This window comes from Stenotrophomonas sp. YJH_SMC_54 (genome assembly GCF_059368435.1).
Genome location: NZ_JCAFRS010000002.1, coordinates 158,439 through 178,733, shown reverse-complemented (window position 1 = coordinate 178,733; position 20,295 = coordinate 158,439). Strand labels below are relative to the sequence as shown.

The following is a 20,295-nucleotide window of genomic DNA, read 5'->3' as shown; positions in this document are numbered from 1 at the left end:
GCTTCCGTTCAGAACAGCAGGGAGGCCATCCTGCGGCGGTACTGGCCGACCAGGTCCTCGTCGGAGATCACATTGAAGGCATCGATCAGCGCCTTGCGCGGCAGGCCTTCCTCGAAACTCCGGTCGATCCGCAGCATTTCCAGGAACTGCGCCAGCGCGGCCTCGTCATGGCCGCCGAGCAGCAGCTGCACGCCGCGCAGGTGGCGGGCCTTGAGGTCATTGCCGTTGGCGGCGATGCGCGCGTCCAGCACCTCGGCGGCCGGGGCGTCCTTCAGGGCGGCGGCAAAGGACAGCCGGGCGCGGGCGCGCACGGCGCGGTCGTCGGTGGCCAGGTTGGCGGGCAGGCCGTCGATCAGCGTGCCGGCTTCGTCCACGCCGCCGATCTGCAGCAGGGCCAGGGCCAGGTCGAGCTTCAGCTCGTCCTTGTCCGGCTCGGCGGCGATCTGCGCACGCAGTACATCCACCTGTGCCTGCGGATCCAACGGCGCTTCGTCCTCGGCGGCAGTGTCGCCGACGTCGGCCGGCACGATGCCGTGCTGGGCCAGGAACTCACGCAGCTGGCCTTCCGGGATGGCGCCGGGGAAACCGTCCACCAGCTGGCCGCCCTTGACCAGGAACACGGTCGGCACCGAGCGGATCTGGAAGGCGGCGGCGATCTGCTGTTCCTTGTCGACATCGACCTTGGCCAGCTCGAAGGCGCCGTTGTATTCGGCGGCCAGTTTTTCCAGCATCGGCCCCAGGGTCTTGCAGGGGCCGCACCACGTGGCCCAGAAGTCGACCAGCACCGGCGTCTGCAGCGACTTCTGCAGGACTTCGGCCTCGAAGGTCGCAGTGGTGGCGTCGAATACGTAGGTCGTCTCGGTCATGGGGGAGGCATCGATTGGCATCTGGAGACCGATTCTATGGTGACGATCGATGCCAGTCTCAACCCGGACTGCGGCAAATGCCCGACAATGCGTCGTTCCCGCCGCCGTTGCTCCTGGAGCCCGCATGACCTCCCCGTCTTCCCTGTTGCGTCTGTCCGGCCCCGCCGCCGCACTGCTGTTCGTGCTGGCGGTGCTGGGCTTCGGCGCCGGCCTGGAAGGTTATGCACAGGCGCGGCACCCGGTGGCCCTGCTGGGCGCACATGGCGTGCCGCACGCGTTGGCCTTCAATCTGCTGGGCTTCGTACTGCCGGGCCTGTTGGCGGTGGTCGTGGCCGAGTGCCTGCGCCGACAGCTGCCGCCCGGTGCTGGCTGGGCGCCGCGGGTGGGCAGCCAGATGCTGTTGCTGGGCGGACTGGCCTTCACCGCGATGGGCTTGATGCCGCTGGATGTGGACGATCTGCACGGGCCGGCCAGCCAGCTGCACGCCAGTGCCTGGATGATCTGGGTGCTGGGCTTCGTCGCCGGCACCCTGTTGCTGGGCATCTCCCAGCTGCGCCAGACGCACGGCCGCGCCCTGGGCGGGGTGGCGCTCGCCTGTGGCGTGCTGGCGGCGCTGGCTGCCTTTGCGCTGCAGGGCGTGCTGCCGGCGCCGCTGGCACAACGGCTTGCATTCGCCTGCTGGGCGGTCTGGCTGGCGCTGGCCCTGCCTCTGTCGCGACCGCGCTGAGACCGGCTCCGGGCGCTGGCGGGGCCGGCGGTCGGCGGGCAGGATTGGAGACGTTTGCCGCACTGCGGTACGCTGTACCGCTTTGCCGCCGCATCCGCGTGTTCCATGACCAGCGCTGAAACCAACGCCTACGACCCGCAGCAGGTTGAATCCGCCGCCCAGAAGTACTGGGACGCCACCCGTGCCTTCGAAGTCGACGAGACTTCGGACAAGCCGAAGTACTACTGCCTGTCGATGCTTCCGTACCCGTCCGGTGCGCTGCACATGGGCCACGTGCGCAATTACACCATCGGCGACGTGATCAGCCGCTACAAGCGCATGACCGGCCACAACGTGCTGCAGCCGATGGGCTGGGACGCGTTCGGCCTGCCGGCGGAGAACGCGGCAATCAAGAACAAGACCGCACCGGCGGCCTGGACCTACAAGAACATCGAGCACATGCGTGGCCAGTTCAAGGCCATGGGCTATGCGGTGGACTGGTCGCGCGAATTCGCCACCTGCCGCCCGGACTACTATGTCCACGAACAGCGCATGTTCACGCGCCTGATGCGCAAGGGCCTGGCCTACCGCCGCAATGCGGTGGTGAACTGGGATCCGGTCGACCAGACCGTGCTGGCCAACGAGCAGGTCATCGATGGCCGTGGTTGGCGTTCCGGGGCGCTGGTCGAGAAGCGCGAGATCCCGCAGTGGTTCCTGCGCATCACCGATTACGCCCAGGAACTGCTGGACGGCCTGGATGAACTGGACGGCTGGCCGGATTCGGTCAAGACCATGCAGCGCAACTGGATCGGCCGCTCCGAAGGTCTGGAAATCCAGTTCGACGTGCGTGATGTCGACGGCACTGCGCTGGATCCGCTGCGCGTGTTCACCACCCGACCGGATACCGTGATGGGCGTGACCTTCGTGTCGATCGCCGCCGAACATCCGCTGGCCCTGCATGCGGCGAAGAACAACCCGGAACTGGCTGCGCTGCTGTCGGAAATGAAGCAGGGTGGCGTGTCCGAGGCCGAGCTGGAAACCCAGGAAAAGCGCGGCATGGACACCGGCCTGCGTGCCATCCATCCGGTCACCGGCGAAAAGGTGCCGGTGTGGGTCGCCAACTTCGTGCTGATGGGCTACGGCACCGGTGCGGTGATGGCTGTTCCGGGCCACGACCAGCGCGACAATGAAGTGGCAAACAAGTACGGCCTGCCGATCAAGCAGGTGATCGCGCTGAAGGATCCGCGCAACGACGACGAGCGCACCTGGGATGGTGCCCGCTGGCAGGACTGGTACAGCGACAAGAACCGTGCCTTCGAGCTGGTCAACTCGGCCGAATTCGATGGGCTGGATTTCCAGGGCGCCTTCGAAGCCCTGGCCGAACGCTTCGAGCGCAAGGCCCAGGGCCAGCGCCGCGTCAACTATCGCCTGCGCGACTGGGGCGTGAGCCGCCAGCGCTACTGGGGTTGCCCGATTCCGGTGATCTACTGCGACAAGTGCGGTGCGGTGCCGGTGCCGGAAGAGCAGCTGCCGGTGGTGCTGCCGGAGGACGTGGCGTTCTCGGGGACTGGTTCGCCGATCAAGACCGATCCGGAATGGCGCAAGACCACCTGCCCGGAATGCGGCGGCGCGGCCGAGCGCGAGACCGACACCTTCGACACCTTCATGGAGTCGAGCTGGTACTACGCCCGCTACACCTCGCCGGGTGCCCGTGATGCGGTCGACAAGCGCGGCAATTACTGGTTGCCGGTCGACCAGTACATCGGCGGCATCGAGCACGCGATCCTGCACCTGATGTATTTCCGCTTCTACCACAAGCTGCTGCGCGACGCGCGGATGGTGGACAGCAACGAACCGGCACGCAACCTGCTGTGCCAGGGCATGGTGATCGCCGAGACCTACTACCGCCCGAACCCGGACGGCTCGAAGGACTGGATCAATCCGGCCGATGTGGAAGTGCAGCGCGACGAGCGCGGCCGCATCACTGGCGCCACGCTGATCGCCGACGGCCAGCCGGTGGTGGTCGGTGGCACTGAAAAGATGTCCAAGTCGAAGAACAACGGCGTGGACCCGCAGGCGATGGTCGACAAGTACGGTGCCGACACCGTGCGCCTGTTCTCGATGTTCGCCGCCCCGCCGGAACAGTCGCTGGAGTGGAACGAAGCCGGCGTGGACGGCATGGCGCGCTTCCTGCGCCGCCTGTGGGCCCAGGTGCAGAAGCACGCCGCCGACGGTGCCGCCCCGGCGCTGGACGTGGCCGCGCTGGACGCCAACCAGAAGGCACTGCGTCGCAAGACCCACGAGACGATCGGCAAGGTCGGTGACGACTATGGCCGTCGCCACAGCTTCAACACCGCCATCGCGGCGGTGATGGAACTGATGAACGCGCTGGCCAAGTTCGAGGACGGCAGCGAGCAGGGCCGTGCGGTGCGCCAGGAAGCGCTGCAGGCCATCGTGCTGCTGCTGAACCCGATCACCCCGCATGCCAGCCACGCCCTGTGGCAGGTGCTGGGCCATGGCGAGACGCTGCTGGAAGACCAGCCGTTCCCGCAGGCCGACGCCGGTGCGCTGGTGCGCGACGCGCTGACCCTGGCCGTGCAGGTCAACGGCAAGCTGCGTGGCACCATCGAGGTGGCCGCCGATGCTGCACGCGAGCAGGTCGAAGCACTGGCTCTGGCCGAGCCGAATGCGGCCAAGTTCATGGAAGGCCTGACCGTGCGCAAGATCATCATCGTGCCGGGCAAGATCGTGAACATCGTCGCTGCCTGATGCATCCTGGGCCGGTCACCCACGCGGTGGCCGGTACCTTCCCGGTGTGGGGCCATGCACTTGATGGCCCTGCATTCACGCGGCTTCGGGCAGGCTGTGTGTTGCCGTGATCGCCCGGCTCCGCCAGACTGTCTCCATGACCCGAATCCTGCTTGCCCTCGTTCTTGTCCTCGGCCTTGCCGGCTGCGGTTTCCATCTGCGCAACAAGCTGATGCTGCCGACCGACACGGCGCCGGTGAAGGTGGTCTCCACCGCGCCATACAGCGAACTGGTCAAGCTGCTCAATCGCAGCCTGCTGGCTTCCGGTGCCAAGCTGGCCGACGAGGACAGCAAGGGGCCCAGTACCCAGCTCCAGGTGCTGTCCGAACGCTGGGGCGACCTGCCGATCGCCATCGACTCGCAGGGCCGTGCGCAGGAGTACAGCCTGCGCTATGCGGTGATCTTCATCTTCCGTCGCGAGGATGGCAGCGAGCTGGTGCCGCAGCAGGTGATCGAACTGTCGCGCGACTACGTGTCGCCGCCGACCGACGCCACCGGTACCACCACCGAACGCGAAATCCTGGCCGATGAGCTGCGACGGGAAATGTCCGCGTCGATCATCCGCCGCATCGACAGCGTGGTGCGCGCCGAGATCGAGAAGGGCGGCAGCCTGACGGCGCCGAAGGCCAAGCCGATCGAAGGGGCGGAGCCGGCCGAGCCGGTTCCCGCAGCCAAGCACTGAGTCGCGACGATGGAACTGCGTCCGGAGCAGCTGGCCAGCCAGGGCGCTGACACCCCGCTGGCGCCGGTCTACCTGATTGCCGGCCCGGAAACCCTGCGCGTGCTTGAGGCGGCCGACGCCATCCGTGCACGCGCACGCGCCGCCGGCATCGCCGAGCGGGAAGTGTTCGACGCCGATGGGCGTGATTTCGACTGGAACCAGCTCGACGCCAGCTTCAACGCGCCCAGCCTGTTCAGTGCCCGCCGCCTGGTCGAGGTGCGCCTGCCCAGCGGCAAGCCGGGCAAGGACGGGGCCGAGGTGATCAGCCAGTTCTGCGCCAACCCGGCGCCGGACGTGGTGCTGATGATTACCGCCAACGAATGGAGCAAGGCCCACCAGGGCAAGTGGGCCGAGGCAGTCAATCGCATCGGCGTGCTGTCGGTGGCGTGGGCGATCAAGCCGCACGAACTGCCGGACTGGATCGAGCGCCGCCTGCGTGGCAAGGGCCTGCGTGCCGATCCGGCCGCCGTGCAGCGCCTGGCCGAGCGGGTCGAGGGCAACCTGCTGGCCGCTGCGCAGGAAATCGACAAGCTGGCGTTGCTGGCCGACGGCCAGCCGCTGGACGTGGAACGGATGGAGTCGCTGGTGGCCGACGCCGCCCGCTATGACGTTTTCCGGCTGCTGGAAGCCACGTTCTCCGGCCAGCCGCCGGCGGTGCTGCGCATGCTGGCGGGCCTGCGTGGCGAAGGCGAGGCGGTGGCCGCACTGATGCCAATGGTGATCCGCGAGCTGTTGGCTGGTTCCGGCCTGGCCCGGGTACAGGCGCGTGGCGGCAATCTGGCCGCCGAAATGAAATCGCGCGGCATCTGGGAATCGCGGCAAGCGCCCTACAAGCGTGCGCTGCAGCGGCACCCCGAGGGCAAGCGCTGGGAGCGTTTCGTGGCCGAGGCCGGACTGGTCGACCGCATCGCCAAGGGGCGCGCCGACGGTGATGCCTGGCTGGCGCTGGAGCGCCTGCTGGTGGCCGTGGCCGAACCGCGTGCCGTGCGCCTGCTGGCGCGGGCCTGAGTGATGAGCCTGCGGATCTATTACGGGGGCACCTTCGATCCGGTGCACCTCGGGCACCTCGCCATCGCGCGTGCTGCCCGTGACGAACTGCAGGTCGCTGTACGCATGCTGCCGGCGGCTGATCCGCCGCATCGCGCGGTGCCGGGCGCAACCGCTGACCAGCGCTTCACCATGCTCTCGCTGGCCATCGGCGATGAGCCAGGCCTGCTGCTGGACCACCGTGAACTGGACCGCGCCATACGCTTTCCCGGTCGCCCGTCCTATACCGTCGACACCCTGCGCGAACTGCGCGGCGAGTTGGGCCCCAGCCGGCCATTGGCCTGGCTGGTGGGGGCCGACAGCCTGCTGGGCCTGACCCGCTGGCATGAATGGGAGGCACTGTTCGGGCTGGCCCATTTCGTGGTGGCCGAGCGCCCGGGCAGTCCCCTTCAGGCCTCGGTGGATGGCGAACTTGGCCGCGCCCTGGAAGGGCGCTGGGCCGACAACGAGCAGGCCCTGTTCGCCAGTCCGGCCGGGCGCATCCTGCGCCTGCATCATCCGCTGCGCGAGGAATCGGCCAGTGCCGTGCGTGCGCAGATCGCCGCCGGCGGCCCCTGGCGGGCGCTGCTGCCGCCGGCCGTGGCCGACTATGTGGCCGCCCATGGCCTGTACCGCTCCCCTACGCCGTGAATGCCGCCGCCCCGGCTTGCCCGTATAATCGCCCCCACGTTTATCGAGTCGATCCACTTTGAGCAACCAGACCCAGCCCCAGACCATCAAGGTCGATCTGCCCAGCCCGCCGCCGTCCGTGCCGGAACTGCTGGCCAGCGTCCGCCAAGCCACCGAAGACCTGAAGGCCAAGGACCTGGTCGAGATCGATGTGCGCGGCCGGTCCAGCGTTGCCGACTACATGATCGTCGTTTCGGGCACCTCGACCCGCCACGTCAAGTCGATCGCCGATGAAGTCGTGCGCTTTGCCAAGAATCTCGACGTGATGCCGCTGGGTGTTGAAGGCGAGCGCGAAGCCGAGTGGGTGCTGGTCGACCTGGGCGACGTGATCGTGCATGTGATGCTGCCGCGCGTGCGTGAGTTCTATGCCCTGGAGCGCCTGTGGACCGTTGGCGACCAGCCGCCGTCCAGCGACGACGAAGTGGCCTGAGCCGCACGTTGATGCATCCCTTCGACGGCGCCGATGGCGCCGTCGACGTTTTGGAGGACCGTTGATGAAAGCCCGCCTGATTGCTACCGGCGAACGCGCACCCAGCTGGGTGGCGCAGGGCTTCGCCGAGTATCAGAAGCGGCTGTCGCACTGGCTGCCGTTCGATCTGGTGGAAATCGAGCCCGGCCTGCGCGGCAAGGGCCGCGATGCGCGCCGCGCCACCGAAGACGAAGGCAAGCGCGTGATCGCCGCACTGCCGAAGAATGCCTATGTGGTGGCGCTGGATGTGCCGGGCCGCCAGCTCAGTTCCGAACAGCTGGCGCAGCGGCTGGAGCATTGGCGTGGGCAGGGCAGGGACCTTGCCTTCCTGATCGGTGGCCCGGAAGGGCATTCGCCGGAAGTTTCCGCGCTGGCCGACGAAAAGTGGTCGATTGGACCATTGACGCTGCCGCACATGCTGGTGCGCCTGGTGGTGGCCGAGCAGTTGTACCGGGCCGCCGCAATGATTGCGAATCACCCCTACCATCGCGCGTGAAGAGTGGTTATACTAGTCGTCTGCCCGAATAGCTCAGCCGGTTAGAGCACTTGACTGTTAATCAGGGGGTCGTTGGTTCGAGTCCAACTTCGGGCGCCACCTTAAAGAGACCTGCATCGCAAGATGCAGGTCTTTTTTTTGCGTTGTTGTAGAGCTGAGCCCGCACTCGACTCTACAGTGCCAGCTCACCTCTGGAGAACGCCACCAGCGTAGCGATGGCCACCACCAGAATGGCGCCGAACAACACCCATTCCCAACGCGTGAATACCTGCTCACCGCGTTGCAGCCGGGTCAGTGCGAACACCACGACGCCGGGCACATACAGCAGCACCGACAGCAGCAGGTTGTCGAGGCCTCCTGCATACACCAGCCACAACGCGTAGGCACTGGCCAGCAGCGCCACCGCGAAGTCACGCCAGCGCACGCCCGGTTCACCCGCATAGGCGTCCCCGCGCCACGCCAACTGCACGCCGAACGCGGTGGACAGGAAGTAGGGCACCAGGCTCATCGAGGCCGCCAGCAGCACCAGGCCCGTGTAGCTGCCGGAGTTGACCAGCACCAGCAGCAGGAACAGCTGGATCAAGCCATTGCTCAGCCACAGCGCGTTGGCGGGCACGCCGCGCGCATTCTCGCGTCCCAGGAAGGCCGGCATGGTGCCGTCGCCTGCGGCGGCGTACAGCACTTCGGCACACAGCAGCACCCAGGCCAGCAGCGCGCCGAGTACCGAAATGATCGAGCCGACGATGATCACCGTCGCGCCCCACTCGCCGACGATGGCGCGCAGCACGTAAGCCATCGACGGATTGGGCAACCCCGCCAGTTCGGCCTGCGACAGCACGCCCATCGACAGCAGGCTGACCAGCACCAGCAGCAGCCAGACGCCGAGGAAGCCGATCACCGTGGCGCGGCCGACATCGGCGCGACGGGCCGCACGCCGCGAGTAGATGCTGGCACCTTCGATGCCGATGAATACCCACACGGTCACCAGCATCATGCCGCGCAGCTGCTGGCCGAGATCGCCGAGTGCGGGCGCGCCCAGGAAATCGGCGCGGAACACATCCATGCGGAAGGCACCGGCGGCCAGGATCAGGAACAACGTGATAGGCAGCAGCTTGGCCACCGTTACCAGGCCGTTGACGATGGCGGCGGTGCGCAGGCCGCGCAGCACCAGCAGGTGCACGGTCCAGAGAAGTAGCGACGAAGCGGCCACGGCGGCCGGGGTATTGCCTTCACCGAAGACCGGCATGAAGTGGCCGAGGCCACTGAAGATCAGCACGAAGAAGCTGGCGTTGCCGAGCACCGAGGCAACCCAGTAGCCCCACGCGGCGGAGAAGCCGATGTAGTTGCCGAAGCCTTCGCGCGCGTATGCGTAGATGCCGGTATCGAGATCCGGCCGGCGGTTGGCCAGGGCCTGGAACACGAAGGCCAGCATCAGCATGCCGGCGCCGCTGACCGCCCAGCCGAGCAGCGCCGCCGCCGGACCGGCGCTGCGCGCCACGTTCTGCGGCAATGAAAAGATGCCGGCACCGACCATCGAGCCGACCACCAGTGCGGTCAACGCGGGCAGCCCGAGGCGTTGTGATGTCGCGGCCATGATGTCCCCTGCGGCGCTGATGACGCCGACCCACGGTAGCGGTGTGCCCGTGAACATGCACGCAAGGGGCCGCAACGACGAAGGCCCGGGCAGATGCCCGGGCCTTCGAAGGTGGTGCGTTGAACGGTATTACTTGAAGGTGTACTTGGCGCCGACAGTGAAGTAACGGCCGATGGCGCCGCTGAAGTGCATCGGGTTGTAGTTCACGCCGCCATAGGTCAGCGGATCCAGCGGAGCGATGCGATCGAACACGTTTTCGACCGAAGCGCTCAGCTCGAACTCGTCGGTAACAGCCCAACGGCCGGACAGATCGAAGGTGGTGAACGAGGAGATCTTCTTCACCGGCGTGCCGTCGAAGTAGAAGAACTGGTACTTGCCGCCACGCTTGTCGGTGTTGTCCATGCTGGAGATGTAATTGGCAACGCCGCTCACGCTCCAAGGACCCTGTTTCCAGGTGGTACCGAAGTTGATGCGATCCTTCGGCGTACCGATGCAGTTGGTCACGTCGCAGTTGCCGTGCGTGCCCAGGAAGTCATCGGTGCTGCCACCGCTGGTGCGCTCGAATTTCAGCAGGTGGCTCCACTGCAGATCCATCTCCAGCTGGCCCGGACCGATGTCGAAGGTCTGGCGGATGTCGGTGTCGATGCCGCGAACGCGCGAGGAGCTTGCGTTGATGTAGGCGGTATTGACGGCCAGGATGCTGCCGGTGCCTGCGACGCCGTTGAGCAGGTTGTTGTCGCGCAGGACATTGCCGGCACGGATCGCGTCATCGGTATCGCCCTGGGCGATCTCGTTGGTGCGCTTGATTTCCCAGGCATCGACGGTCAGCGAGGTGGAGCTGGTGGGCTGCAATACGATGCCCACCGAGTAGCTCTTAGACTCTTCCGGCTTCAGGTCCTTGTTCGGACGGGTGATGATCGCAACCGACTGCGAGCCGCAGTCGTCCGGCGAAGCACCCGGGGCCGGGTTTTCACCGTCCGGGCAACGGATCGGATCCGAGGCCGTGGAGAAGGCGGCCAGGCCACCGTCTCCGTTCTCGGCCGGGTTCGGTGCACGGAAGCCTTCGGCGTAGCTGGCGCGCAAGGCGATCCAGTCGGCCGGCGTCCACTTCACGCCCAGCTTCGGCGTGGCCTTGCCTTCACCGCTTTCATACTTGTCGTAGCGCAGTGCAGCGGACAGTTCCAACTGCTCCAGCACCGGTGCCGACAGTTCGACGTAACCGGCGTAGACGTTCTGCGTGCCGTCATAGGCCGAGTAGCCCAGGCCGATGATGTCACCCGTGTCGGTGTAGGTCTGCGGGGTCAGGCTGTTGCTGGTCTTGCGCCATTCGGTACCGATCGCCAGGCCCAGCGGCCCCCCCTTCAGATCCATCAGGCTGCGCGACACGGTGAAGTCGAACATGTCCAGGCTGGACTTGGCGCGTGCGCTGATCTTCGGCGAGATGTAGTCGTACAGTGCCTTGGAGTTCAGGTTGGCATTGTCACCGATGCGCCACACGCCACCGGCACAGTTCGCGTCGCCCAGCGCGCACTTCACGGCGCTGTAGCGCAGGAAGCCGGTGCGCTCGTTGACCAGGTCGGTGCCCGAATGCAGGTAGGCGGTGTCATAACTCCAGTCGCCCCAGTTGCCCTTGACGCCGACCAGGAAGCGGTTGAACTCGTTGGTGTTGTCGGTCACGCGCGGGCCGACATCCCAGGCGCTGTAGCGCAGGCGCAACGGGCCGTTGCCCAGGCCGGCAGGCCGGTCAGGATGATTCGGGCCGAGCACCACGGCACCGTCGCCGCTGTTGGCGTTGACCGGGCCACCCGGGTAGCCCCAGCCGCCGGAAACACCGGACGGCGTGTTGCTGAAGGTGGTTTCCTTCTTCGAGTAGCCGATCTCGGTGTAGATCTCGCCGCCCTCGCCGAAGGCGAAGCTGGCACGTCCGAACACGTTGACGTACTTCTCTTCCGGCGAAATGTCGCGGTACAGCTGCGCCGGATCCCACAGGCAGCCCTGCGCGGCCACCGAAGCATCGGTCTGGCCACCAATGGTGGTCAGGCCCTGGCAGCCCGGCAGCGGTACCAGCGTCGCCGGATTGGTCTCGGTGACATTGCGGTCGTCATACACCGAACCGTTCGGTCCGACACCGCCACGGGTCCTGCCGCTGAGGAAGGCGCCGCCCAGGAACTGCGCATTGTTGCCGTAGCCCCACTGGCGGGTGTCGCCGGTGCCGATCCACTTGCGGTTCTTGCGGTCGCTGATCTTGATCGCGTCGCTCTTGCCGACGTCCAGGCTGAAGAAGGCGTTCCAGCCGTCGGTGGCCATGTCGCCGGTACCGGCGGTCAGGGTCGCCTTGCGGGTATCGCCGTCGCCGTCGCCGGAGACGCCATAGGAGCCACGCAGAATGGCGCCCTGGAAATCACTGCGCAGGATGATGTTGACCACGCCGGCGATGGCATCGGAGCCATAGATCGCCGAGGCGCCGTCCTTCAGCACTTCCACGCGTTCAACGGCGTCGAGGGGGATGGTGCTCAGGTCGGTGAAGACCTTCTGTCCATCATCGGCCAGGCCATAGGTCGCCATGCGGCGGCCGTTCAACAGGACCAGGGTCGAGCCCGCGCCAAGACCGCGCAGGGAGATGCCGGCGCCACCGCCGGCGAAGCCGTTGCCGAATGATTTGGGAATCGAGCCGGCGCCGTTGGCGGTGATGGTCTGCAGGTATTCGGCGACCGTGGTCTTGCCGGTGCGGTCGATTTCCTGGCGGGTCACCACCTGCACCGGGGACGGTGTTTCGGTGTTGGTGCGCGGAATGTTCGAACCGGTAACCGTGATGCGGTCCAGGTTGGTGGCCTTCTCCTGCGCGAAGGCGGAGGTGGAAGCCACGGCGCCAACCAGCAGCAATGTGCCGCCGGTAAGGATGTGGGTGATGGACGATGCCAGGGTGCAGCGGCGGCGGCTGGCGGGCCGTTGGATCAGGTGTTTCACAGCTTCTCTCCTAACTGGAAAACCGTAGCGTTGAGGGCTGTCTCCGGAGTGTCCGGGACGGGCCAATCTAGGTTTCCGACGGGTGACGAAGTCGTGAAATTTTGCTTAATCCGTAACGCTTGAACTGGAACTTTGCCGAGTTTGGCAGTTCGGTCCCGAAGGCCGGTCCGACAGGTGGTCGGACCGGCCCCGGATCGTCAGTCCGGCAACGAGAACTGCACCGGCACTAGGCCGATGGCCGGTACCGCTACGCCATCACGCTGGGCCGGTTCAAAGCGCCAGCGCTTGAGCACCTGCTGGCGTGCGGCCTGGTCCAGGTGGCGCGAGCCACTGCTGCGCTCGATGCTGACCGCGACCGGCTGACCGCTGTTGTCGACCTCCACCCGCAGCAGCACCGTGCCCTGCTCATGGTTGCGCAGTGCGGCGACTGGATAGGCCGGTGGCGGTGCACTGCGGTACTGCAGCTGGGCGCCGGACAGCGGTGCATGGGTGTCGATGCTCGGCGCAAGTTGCGGTGGGGCCTGTTCAGCGGCCGGCAGCGTGATGCCCTGCGTTTCCTCCACGGTCGCGGTTGGGGCCGGCAGTGGCGGTGTCGCCGGCTGTGCCTGCGGTTTCGGCACGACCCGGGCGACTTCCTTCGGTTCCTGCAGCACCGGTGGGGGCGGCGTTGGCGGGATCTTCTCGATCAGCCTGACCGTGGTCTTGTCACGCGGGACCTGCACGGCCTGGTAGGTCGCCGGGATCAGCAGCAACAGGAACGCGAGCAGGTGCAGGGCGATGGCCGCGCTCCAAGCGGCAACGCGGGCGGGGTCGAAGTGCGGGGATGCAACGGGATACGTACGAACCATGGTCCACCTCCATGCCAGTGACGAAGTCCTCAACGCACCAGGGCACGTGGCGGGGTTGCCGCACGCGGCTGGCAGCCAATCATTAGCGCCAGGCCCCGGCCACTGCCTAGAGGCAGGGGCAGGATCGTTGGGCTGGCCTTCAGCCAGCCGCCCTGGCCCATGAAAAAGGCGGGCCCCTGCGGGACCCGCCTCCGTCTACCGGAACGGATGGGATCAGCGACCCAGCTCGAACACCACGTCCAGGTTGACCGAGACAGTGGATTCGCCCGGGGCGACCGGCGTGGCCTTGTCCATCGCCGCGCCGGCGGCCATGGTCCGCATCATCGGCATCGGGCGGTAACCACCGCCGGCATTCTCGGAGATGCTGACGATGCGGCGCACCTGAAGGCCGAGCGACTTGGCATAGGTCTGGGCGCGGGCCTGGGCCTTCTTCAGCGCGGCCAGGCGCGCTTCGTCATAGACCGGTTCCGGCTGGTCGATCTCGAAGCTGGGGCCGTTGATCTGGTTGGCGCCCTGAGCGGCCAGCGCGTCCAGCACCTTGCCGAGCTTGGCGATGTCACGGACCTTCAGGCTGACCGTGTTGCTGGCCTGGTAGCCGGTGATCTTCGGCGCTTCGTTGTCGGCATAGCGGTACTGCGGGTTGAGGCTGACGCCGCTGGTCTGCACGTCGCGCTCGGCGATGCCGGCGGCCTTGATCGCGGCCAGCACCTTGTCCATCTGCTGGGCGTTCTGGCGCATGGCGCTGTTGCCATCGGCAGCCTGGGTGACCACGCCGGCCGACAGGGTGGCCACGTCCGGTACGCGGGTGGCTTCGGCATTGGCCGAGATGTTCAGCAGCGTGCCTTCGGCCGCGGCGGCGATCGACGGCGACGACGGGGCGGCATGGGCAGTCATCGAGGTTCCAAGGGCGAGGGACAGGGCAAGCAGCAGCGGGGTGGCGGTCAGGCGCATGGAGAACTCCTTGTTGTGCCGTTGAGGGTGGTGTCGTAGCGATGAACGCGCTGTGAGCCCGTTCGGGGTTGAACGCGTTCCGGGACGGGTTGCCGACGATTCAGGTGGCGGCCTCAGGTTATGCTGTGCCGATGCTCTATCTTGCTTCCCGCTCCCCCCGACGCAACCAGTTGCTGGCCCGACTCGGACGCCCCTTCCAGGCCCTGGACCTGGAGGTCGTCGAGCAGCGCGCGCCCGCTGAAAGCGCCGAACAGTATGTGTGCCGGGTCGCCGCCGACAAGGCGCGCGCCGGCCTGGCCCGGGTGCTGGCCAATGATCCGCAGGCGCGGGTGCTCGGCTCGGACACCGAAGTGGTGCTGGACGGCGAGGTCTTCGGCAAGCCGGCCGACGCCGCCGGCGCACGCGCGATGCTGGCGCGCCTGGCCGGGCGCACCCACCAGGTGATGACTGCGGTGGTGGTGGTCGGCGCCGACGGGCTGGACAGCGAACTGGTCATTTCCGAAGTGACCTTCGCCCCGATCGCCGCCGCCGACATCGCCGCCTATGTCGCCACCGGCGAGCCGTTGGACAAGGCCGGGGCCTACGCCATCCAGGGCGGGGCCGAGCGCTGGATCGAACATCTTTCCGGCAGCTACTCCGGCGTCATGGGGCTGCCATTGCTGCATACCGATCGTCTGCTGGCGCGCTGTGGCGTGCCGGCCCCCACTGCCGATGCCGCCAGGGAGGCTGCCGATGTCTGAGGAAATCCTGGTCAATGTGACCCCGCGCGAGACCCGGGTCGCGGTGATCGAGAACGGCATGCTGCAGGAACTGCACATCGAGCGCGGTTGGCGCCGGGGTGTGGTCGGCAACATCTACAAGGGCAAGGTGCAGCGGGTCATGCCCGGCATGCAGGCCGCGTTCGTCGAGGTAGGCCTGGAGCGCGCCGCGTTCCTGCACGCCAACGACGTGGTGCGCCCGGCCCCGGTGGCCAGTGCAGACACCGAGAACACGACCCTTCCGCCGCCGGCCAGCGTGCCCATCGTCGAGCTGCTGCGTGACGGCCAGGACATCGTGGTGCAGGTGGTGAAGGACCCGATCGGCACCAAGGGCGCACGCCTGACCACCCAGATCAGCATCCCGTCGCGCTACATGGTGCTGCTGCCGCAATCCAAGGTGGTGGGGGTGTCCGCGCGCATCGAGGATGAAGCCGAGCGCGCCCGCCTGAAGGCCTTGGTGACCGAGCTGTCTGCGCAGCATGGCGGCTACGGCTACATCGTGCGTACCAATGCCGAGGGCCAGCCGGCCGAGGCCATCGCCGAGGACATCGCTTACCTGTCGCGGGTCTGGAACGTGGTCGAGCGCCGCGGCCGCGAAGCGGCCTCGTGCAGCAACATCTATGAAGACCTGAGCCTGCCGCTGCGTTCGGTGCGCGACCTGATCCGCAAGGACGTGGACAAGGTGAAGGTGGACTCGAAGGAAACCTTCGCGCAGCTGCAGGCGTTCGTGGCCAAGTACATGCCGGTGCTGGCCGAGAAGCTGGAACTGTATTCAGGCGATCGCCCGATCTTCGACATGTTCGGGGTGGAGGACGAGATCGGCCGTGCGCTGGACAAGCAGGTGCCGCTTAAATCCGGTGGTTACCTGGTGATCGACCAGACCGAGGCGATGACCACCATCGACGTCAATACCGGTTCGTTCCTCGGCCAGCGCAACCTGGAAGAGACGGTGTTCCGCACCAACCTGGAAGCGGCACAGGCGGTGGCCCGCCAGCTGCGCCTGCGCAACCTGGGCGGCATCATCATCATCGACTTCATCGACATGGACGATGCCGAGCATCGCCGCCAGGTGCTGCGCACCCTGGAAAAGGCGCTGGCCCGCGACCATGCCAAGACCACGGTGTACGACTTCTCTCCGCTGGGGCTGGTGGAGATGACGCGCAAGCGCACGGTGGAAAGCCTGGAGCGCCAGCTGTCGGAAACGTGCCCGCAGTGCAGTGGCCGTGGCAGCATCAAGACCACCGAAACGGTGACCTACGAGATCTTCCGCGAGATCACCCGTGCCGTGCGCCAGTTCGATGCCGCACGCCTGCTGGTGATCGCCTCGACCAAGGTGGTCGCGCGCATCACCGACGAGGAATCCTCGGCGGTGGCCGAGCTGGAGGAATTCCTCGGCAAGAGCATCCGCTTCCAGGCGGACGAGCAGTACCTGCAGGAGCAATTCGATGTCGTTCTGCTCTGATCCTCGCCGGCCGCAGGCCGGCGGTGGCCGATGAGCGCGCCGCCGCGCCTGCGACTGCGAAGGATCCGCCGTCATTTCATTGCCGCCTGCGCGGTAGGCCTGGTCGGGCTGGCACTGCTGGTGGGTACCCTCAGCCAGCTGCTGCCGCTGGCCGAGCGTCACCCCGACAGGATTGCCGCCTGGCTGAGTGAGCGTGCCGGCCAGCCGGTGCATTTCGACCAGCTGCAGACGGCCTGGACCCGGCGTGGTCCGCTGCTGCAGCTGAAGGGCCTGCGCATCGGCGCCGGTCAGGGCCTGGCCATCGGCGAGGCCGAAGTGCTGGTGTCAATGTACAGCGGGATGCTGCCTGGTCGCTCGCTGACCGAGCTGCGCCTGCGTGGCCTGGCACTGGACCTGCAGCAGGGCAAGGACGGCCGCTGGTCGGTGCGTGGCCTGCCGAAGTCAGACACGGGCGGTGACCCGCTGGACGCGCTGCGCCGGCTGGGCGAGCTGCAGGTGATCGATGGCCGCTTGGGTGTGCATGCACCGGGACTGGGTATCGATACCACCCTGCCGCGTATCGATCTGCGCCTGCGCGTCAATGGCGACCGCCTGCGTGTGGGCGTGCGTGCCTGGGCGCAGACCGATGCCCTGCCGCTGACCGCAGTGCTGGACGTGGACCGCGCGCGCGGCAACGGGCAGGCCTGGCTGGGTGCCGATCCTGTTGATTTCCATGCCTGGTCGCCGTTGCTGGCAGCTGGTGGCGTGCGCCTGCGCGAAGGCAAGGGTGAGCTGAACCTGTGGCTGACCCTGCGCGACTTCGCGCCGGTGGCGCTGACCACCGATTCGGACCTGCGTGACGTGCGCGTCGACGGTGCACCGATGCCCGACGTGGCAACGCCGCGGTTGCAGCTGCAGCGCTTGCAGGCGCGCCTGCGCTGGCAGCGCCAGGCCGATGGTTGGGCGCTGCAGGTACCGCGCCTTCGTTTGAAGACCGAAGACGGCGAACAACAGCTCGATGGCCTGCAGTTGCAGGTTGGCAGGCAGCTGCGGGTGAGTTCCGGCGAAGTACAGGCCGGTACGGCGCTGCGTGCGCTGGCGCTGAGTGATCGCCTCGAGGCAGGCCTGCGCCATTGGTTGTTCCTGTCCAAACCGCAGCTGGATGTGCGAGAGCTGCAACTGGCCGGCGAGCGTGATGGCCCGTTGCGGGCACAGGGCGAGCTGCAGTCGCTGGGCTTTGCCAGCGTTGGCAATTCTCCGGGTCTGCGCGGCCTGGGGGGACATTTCGAGGGCGACGCCGATGGCTTCAGCCTGCAGCTGCAACCGCAACGGCAGCTGCAGTTCGATTGGCCCACCGGCTTTGGCGTGCGGCATGACCTGCACCTGGCGGGCCAAGTGGTGGGCTGGCGTGACGAGGGCGGTGGCTGGCGTATCGGCACTGCGGCGATGCGCGTGGAAGGCACCGACTACGCGGCCGATGTGCGCGGTGGTGTCTGGTTCCAGGGCGACGGCACGCGGCCCTGGCTGCAGTTGGCGGCCAAGCTGGACGATGTGCCGATGACGGCGGCCAAGCGCTTCTGGATCCACTCCAAGATGAGCAAGGGCGCCACCGACTGGCTGGACATGGCGCTGGCCGGCGGCCAGGTGCGCAATGGCATCGGCCTGGTCAGCGGTGACCTGGACGACTGGCCGTTCGACAACAACGATGGCCGTTTCGAGGCCACCGGCCATATCACCAACGGCGACATCCGCTTCCAGCACGACTGGCCGCTGATGCGCCAGGTCGACGCCGATATCGCCTTCATCGGCCCCGGCTTCGACATGCATGGGCGCGGGGACCTGGCCGGTGTAGCGGTGCAGAAATTCGAGGCGGGCATCCAGGACTTCGGGCAGCAGCCGCTGTACGTGCGTGCCGATGCGCAGAGCGAGGCCGGCAGACTGCTGGCAATGCTGCGGCAGAGCCCATTGCACAAGGACTATGGCGACACCCTGGACAACCTCACGGCTGCGGGCCCGGCGCATGTGACCTTCGACCTGCTGCAGCCGCTGCACCACGATGAAGGCGGCGGTCACCTGCAGGGCACGGTCGACCTCAATGGTGTGAAACTGGTGGACAAGCGCTTCCAGCTGGCCTTCGACAACATGCATGGGCAGGCGCGCTACAGCAATGGCGGCTTCGGTGCCGAGGAACTGGCGGTGCGCCACCTCGGCCAGGACGGCCGCCTGAGCCTGCGTGCCGGCGGCTACGTGCACGACAGCAGGCTGGCGTTCGAGTCGCAGCTGACGGCCAACCTCGACGCCGGTGTGCTGATTGACCGCGCCCCGGAAATGGCGTGGCTCAAGCCCTATATCGCGGGTAACTCGCCCTGGACCATCGCGGTCAACCTGCCCAAAGTCGCACCGGGAGCGCCCGCACCGCCCAGCGAACTGCGCCTGAGTTCGGATCTGGTGGGAACCCGCCTGGACTTGCCGGCACCGCTGGACAAGCCGGCCACCGAGCCGCTGGCGACCACGGTGGCCGCGCAGCTGCCGATGGGCGCTGGTCGCATCGATGTGGCCTTTGGCCAGCGTCTGGCCCTGGCCGCGCGCAGCCACAACAACCGCACCGGTGTGCAGGTCACCCTGGGCAGCGACCATGCCGATCGCGAGCCGCCGCCCAGCGGACTGTCCGTCAATGGCCGCAGCCCGACTCTGGATGCGCTGGAGTGGATCAGTCTGGCCCGTGGTGGCAACGACGATGACGGCATGCCGCTGCGTGCAGTGGACGTGCAGGTCGGCAAGCTGATGCTGATCGGCGGCGTCTTTGAGCAGACCCGGTTGCAGCTGCAGCCGGGACCGCAGGCGCTGGACGTGCGCCTGGATGGACCTTCGCTGGCCGGTCGCCTGACCGTACCCAACGCCGAAGGAGGCACCATCAGTGGCCGACTCGACCGTGTGCACTGGCAGTCGCTGCCGCCGGCGCCGGGCGCGGCCGCGCCAGCCCGGGTGCAGGCCGGCGCCAACGACATGGACCCGGCCAAGTTGCCGCCGTTCGCGCTGGACATCGCCGACCTGAAGTTCGGCAAGGTGGTGCTGGGCCAGGCGGTGCTGCGTACGCGGCCGCTGGCCAATGGCCTGAACGTGGACGAGCTGCGCTTCCGCGCGCCCGATCAGGAGATCGACATCAGCGGTCGCTGGCTGGGTCGCACCGGTGGTGCCCGCACCGAGCTGACCGCGCAGGTGCGCAGCGAGGACCTGGGCGGCCTGATGCAGAACCTCGACTACGGCGGCCAGCTGCGTGGCGGCTCTGGCCAGGCGCAGCTGCAGGCCTCCTGGAGCGGGGGGCCGTCGGACTTCCAGCTGGCCAATCTGCAGGGCAGCCTTGATCTGCACGCGCGTAATGGCCAGCTGCTGGAGCTGGAGCCGGGCGCTGGCCGTGTGCTGGGCCTGCTCAGCGTGACCCAGCTGCCGCGGCGCCTGATGTTCGACTTCCGCGACTTCTTCTCCAAGGGCTTCGCGTTCAACCAGGTCGACGGCAGCGTGCAGTTCGGGCAGGGCATGGCCCGCACCGACAAGGTACTGATCGAGGGCCCGGCGGCGAACATCACCATCCGCGGCCAGGCCGACCTGCGCAACCAGCGGTTCGACCAGACCATCGATGTCAACCCGCGCGCCGGCAACCTGCTGACGGTGGTCGGCGCGGTGGCCGGTGGCCCGGTGGGCGCGGCGCTCGGCGCGGCCACCAATGCGGTACTGTCCAAACCGCTCGGCGAGATCGGCGCCCGCACCTACAAGGTGACCGGTCCATGGAAGGAGCCGAAGGTGGAAGTGATCGAACGCAGCCGCGACAAGACCCCGCCAGCGCCAGCGCCCGCGCCGCGCCCGGCCCCGGCCGTTCCGCCGCCCGTTACCGACCTGCCACGCTCACGCTGAGCGTGGACCTCCTGTTCACGGGGCTTGCCTGAGCGCCCCAGC

Annotated in this window: 15 protein-coding genes and 1 tRNA gene; 11 read left to right on the top strand and 5 right to left on the bottom strand. The window is 67.3% G+C overall.

Going from position 1 to position 20,295, the window contains the following annotated elements; translation table 11 throughout:
- Positions 1-8 precede the first annotated feature (8 nt).
- Complete coding sequence (gene trxA, locus AC5P5S_RS03145) at positions 9-866, bottom strand: thioredoxin (RefSeq protein ID WP_005410542.1); 858 nt, start codon at positions 864-866, stop codon at positions 9-11.
- A gap of 124 nt (positions 867-990) precedes the next feature.
- Between trxA and AC5P5S_RS03140 the strand changes: the two genes are divergently transcribed.
- The 8 genes from AC5P5S_RS03140 to AC5P5S_RS03105 all read left to right on the top strand — a co-directional run bounded on the left by AC5P5S_RS03140 (position 991) and on the right by AC5P5S_RS03105 (position 7,881).
- Positions 991-1,593, top strand: a complete 603-nt coding sequence (locus tag AC5P5S_RS03140) for a DUF998 domain-containing protein (protein ID WP_043034739.1) — start codon at positions 991-993, stop codon at positions 1,591-1,593.
- Between the two features lie 105 nt (positions 1,594-1,698).
- Complete coding sequence (leuS, locus tag AC5P5S_RS03135) at positions 1,699-4,341, top strand: leucine--tRNA ligase (RefSeq protein WP_012480931.1); 2,643 nt, start codon at positions 1,699-1,701, stop codon at positions 4,339-4,341.
- Between the two features lie 136 nt (positions 4,342-4,477).
- Positions 4,478-5,062 carry an LPS-assembly lipoprotein LptE gene (locus tag AC5P5S_RS03130; RefSeq protein ID WP_005410539.1) on the top strand — a complete coding sequence of 195 codons (585 nt, stop codon included), beginning with the start codon at positions 4,478-4,480 and terminating at the stop codon, positions 5,060-5,062.
- A gap of 9 nt (positions 5,063-5,071) precedes the next feature.
- Entirely contained in the window at positions 5,072-6,109 is a 1,038-nt protein-coding gene (holA, locus tag AC5P5S_RS03125; protein ID WP_043034740.1) for a DNA polymerase III subunit delta, read from the top strand.
- The gene (gene nadD, locus AC5P5S_RS03120; protein ID WP_005410537.1) at positions 6,110-6,778 is read left to right on the top strand and encodes a nicotinate-nucleotide adenylyltransferase; all 669 of its coding nucleotides are present in this window, start codon (positions 6,110-6,112) and stop codon (positions 6,776-6,778) included.
- 58 nt (positions 6,779-6,836) lie between these two features.
- Complete coding sequence (gene rsfS / locus AC5P5S_RS03115) at positions 6,837-7,247, top strand: ribosome silencing factor (RefSeq protein ID WP_005410536.1); 411 nt, start codon at positions 6,837-6,839, stop codon at positions 7,245-7,247.
- A 64-nt stretch (positions 7,248-7,311) separates the two neighbouring features.
- Positions 7,312-7,782 (top strand): 23S rRNA (pseudouridine(1915)-N(3))-methyltransferase RlmH, encoded by a 471-nt coding sequence (gene rlmH / locus AC5P5S_RS03110; protein ID WP_062606137.1) that lies wholly within the window; start codon positions 7,312-7,314, stop codon positions 7,780-7,782.
- Between the two features lie 22 nt (positions 7,783-7,804).
- A tRNA-Asn gene (locus tag AC5P5S_RS03105) sits at positions 7,805-7,881 on the top strand.
- 73 nt (positions 7,882-7,954) lie between these two features.
- On the opposite strand, the gene AC5P5S_RS03100 is transcribed toward AC5P5S_RS03105, so the two are convergent.
- From AC5P5S_RS03100 to AC5P5S_RS03085, 4 genes are all read right to left on the bottom strand, one after another.
- On the bottom strand, positions 7,955-9,376 hold the full coding sequence (locus AC5P5S_RS03100) for a basic amino acid/polyamine antiporter (RefSeq protein ID WP_012480928.1): 1,422 nt from the start codon (positions 9,374-9,376) through the stop codon (positions 7,955-7,957).
- Between the two features lie 129 nt (positions 9,377-9,505).
- Positions 9,506-12,343, bottom strand: a complete 2,838-nt coding sequence (locus AC5P5S_RS03095; RefSeq protein WP_005410533.1) for a TonB-dependent receptor — start codon at positions 12,341-12,343, stop codon at positions 9,506-9,508.
- Between the two features lie 197 nt (positions 12,344-12,540).
- Positions 12,541-13,191 carry an energy transducer TonB gene (locus AC5P5S_RS03090; protein ID WP_062606139.1) on the bottom strand — a complete coding sequence of 217 codons (651 nt, stop codon included), beginning with the start codon at positions 13,189-13,191 and terminating at the stop codon, positions 12,541-12,543.
- Between the two features lie 213 nt (positions 13,192-13,404).
- Positions 13,405-14,142 (bottom strand): SIMPL domain-containing protein, encoded by a 738-nt coding sequence (locus tag AC5P5S_RS03085; RefSeq protein WP_005410531.1) that lies wholly within the window; start codon positions 14,140-14,142, stop codon positions 13,405-13,407.
- A gap of 131 nt (positions 14,143-14,273) precedes the next feature.
- Between AC5P5S_RS03085 and AC5P5S_RS03080 the strand changes: the two genes are divergently transcribed.
- The 3 genes from AC5P5S_RS03080 to AC5P5S_RS03070 are packed head-to-tail and all read left to right on the top strand — an operon-like array spanning position 14,274 to position 20,253.
- Positions 14,274-14,882, top strand: a complete 609-nt coding sequence (locus AC5P5S_RS03080) for a Maf family nucleotide pyrophosphatase (protein WP_005410530.1) — start codon at positions 14,274-14,276, stop codon at positions 14,880-14,882.
- On the top strand, positions 14,875-16,362 hold the full coding sequence (gene rng / locus AC5P5S_RS03075; RefSeq protein ID WP_005410529.1) for a ribonuclease G: 1,488 nt from the start codon (positions 14,875-14,877) through the stop codon (positions 16,360-16,362). Before AC5P5S_RS03080 ends, rng begins: the two co-directional genes overlap by 8 nt.
- A 30-nt stretch (positions 16,363-16,392) precedes the next feature.
- Positions 16,393-20,253 (top strand): YhdP family protein, encoded by a 3,861-nt coding sequence (locus AC5P5S_RS03070; RefSeq protein WP_062606141.1) that lies wholly within the window; start codon positions 16,393-16,395, stop codon positions 20,251-20,253.
- Positions 20,254-20,295 lie beyond the last annotated feature (42 nt).

Excerpts from the sequence above, each read along its gene's own strand:
- trxA (WP_005410542.1), bottom strand. The coding sequence starts at position 866 with ATGACCGAGACGACCTACGTATTCGACGCCACCACTGCGACCTTCGAG.
- AC5P5S_RS03140 (WP_043034739.1), top strand. The coding sequence starts at position 991 with ATGACCTCCCCGTCTTCCCTGTTGCGTCTGTCCGGCCCCGCCGCCGCA.
- leuS (WP_012480931.1), top strand. The coding sequence starts at position 1,699 with ATGACCAGCGCTGAAACCAACGCCTACGACCCGCAGCAGGTTGAATCC.
- AC5P5S_RS03130 (WP_005410539.1), top strand. The coding sequence starts at position 4,478 with ATGACCCGAATCCTGCTTGCCCTCGTTCTTGTCCTCGGCCTTGCCGGC.
- holA (WP_043034740.1), top strand. The coding sequence starts at position 5,072 with ATGGAACTGCGTCCGGAGCAGCTGGCCAGCCAGGGCGCTGACACCCCG.
- rlmH (WP_062606137.1), top strand. The coding sequence starts at position 7,312 with ATGAAAGCCCGCCTGATTGCTACCGGCGAACGCGCACCCAGCTGGGTG.
- AC5P5S_RS03100 (WP_012480928.1), bottom strand. The coding sequence starts at position 9,376 with ATGGCCGCGACATCACAACGCCTCGGGCTGCCCGCGTTGACCGCACTG.
- AC5P5S_RS03090 (WP_062606139.1), bottom strand. The coding sequence starts at position 13,191 with ATGGTTCGTACGTATCCCGTTGCATCCCCGCACTTCGACCCCGCCCGC.
- AC5P5S_RS03085 (WP_005410531.1), bottom strand. The coding sequence starts at position 14,142 with ATGCGCCTGACCGCCACCCCGCTGCTGCTTGCCCTGTCCCTCGCCCTT.
- AC5P5S_RS03080 (WP_005410530.1), top strand. The coding sequence starts at position 14,274 with ATGCTCTATCTTGCTTCCCGCTCCCCCCGACGCAACCAGTTGCTGGCC.
- rng (WP_005410529.1), top strand. The coding sequence starts at position 14,875 with ATGTCTGAGGAAATCCTGGTCAATGTGACCCCGCGCGAGACCCGGGTC.
- AC5P5S_RS03070 (WP_062606141.1), top strand. The coding sequence starts at position 16,393 with ATGAGCGCGCCGCCGCGCCTGCGACTGCGAAGGATCCGCCGTCATTTC.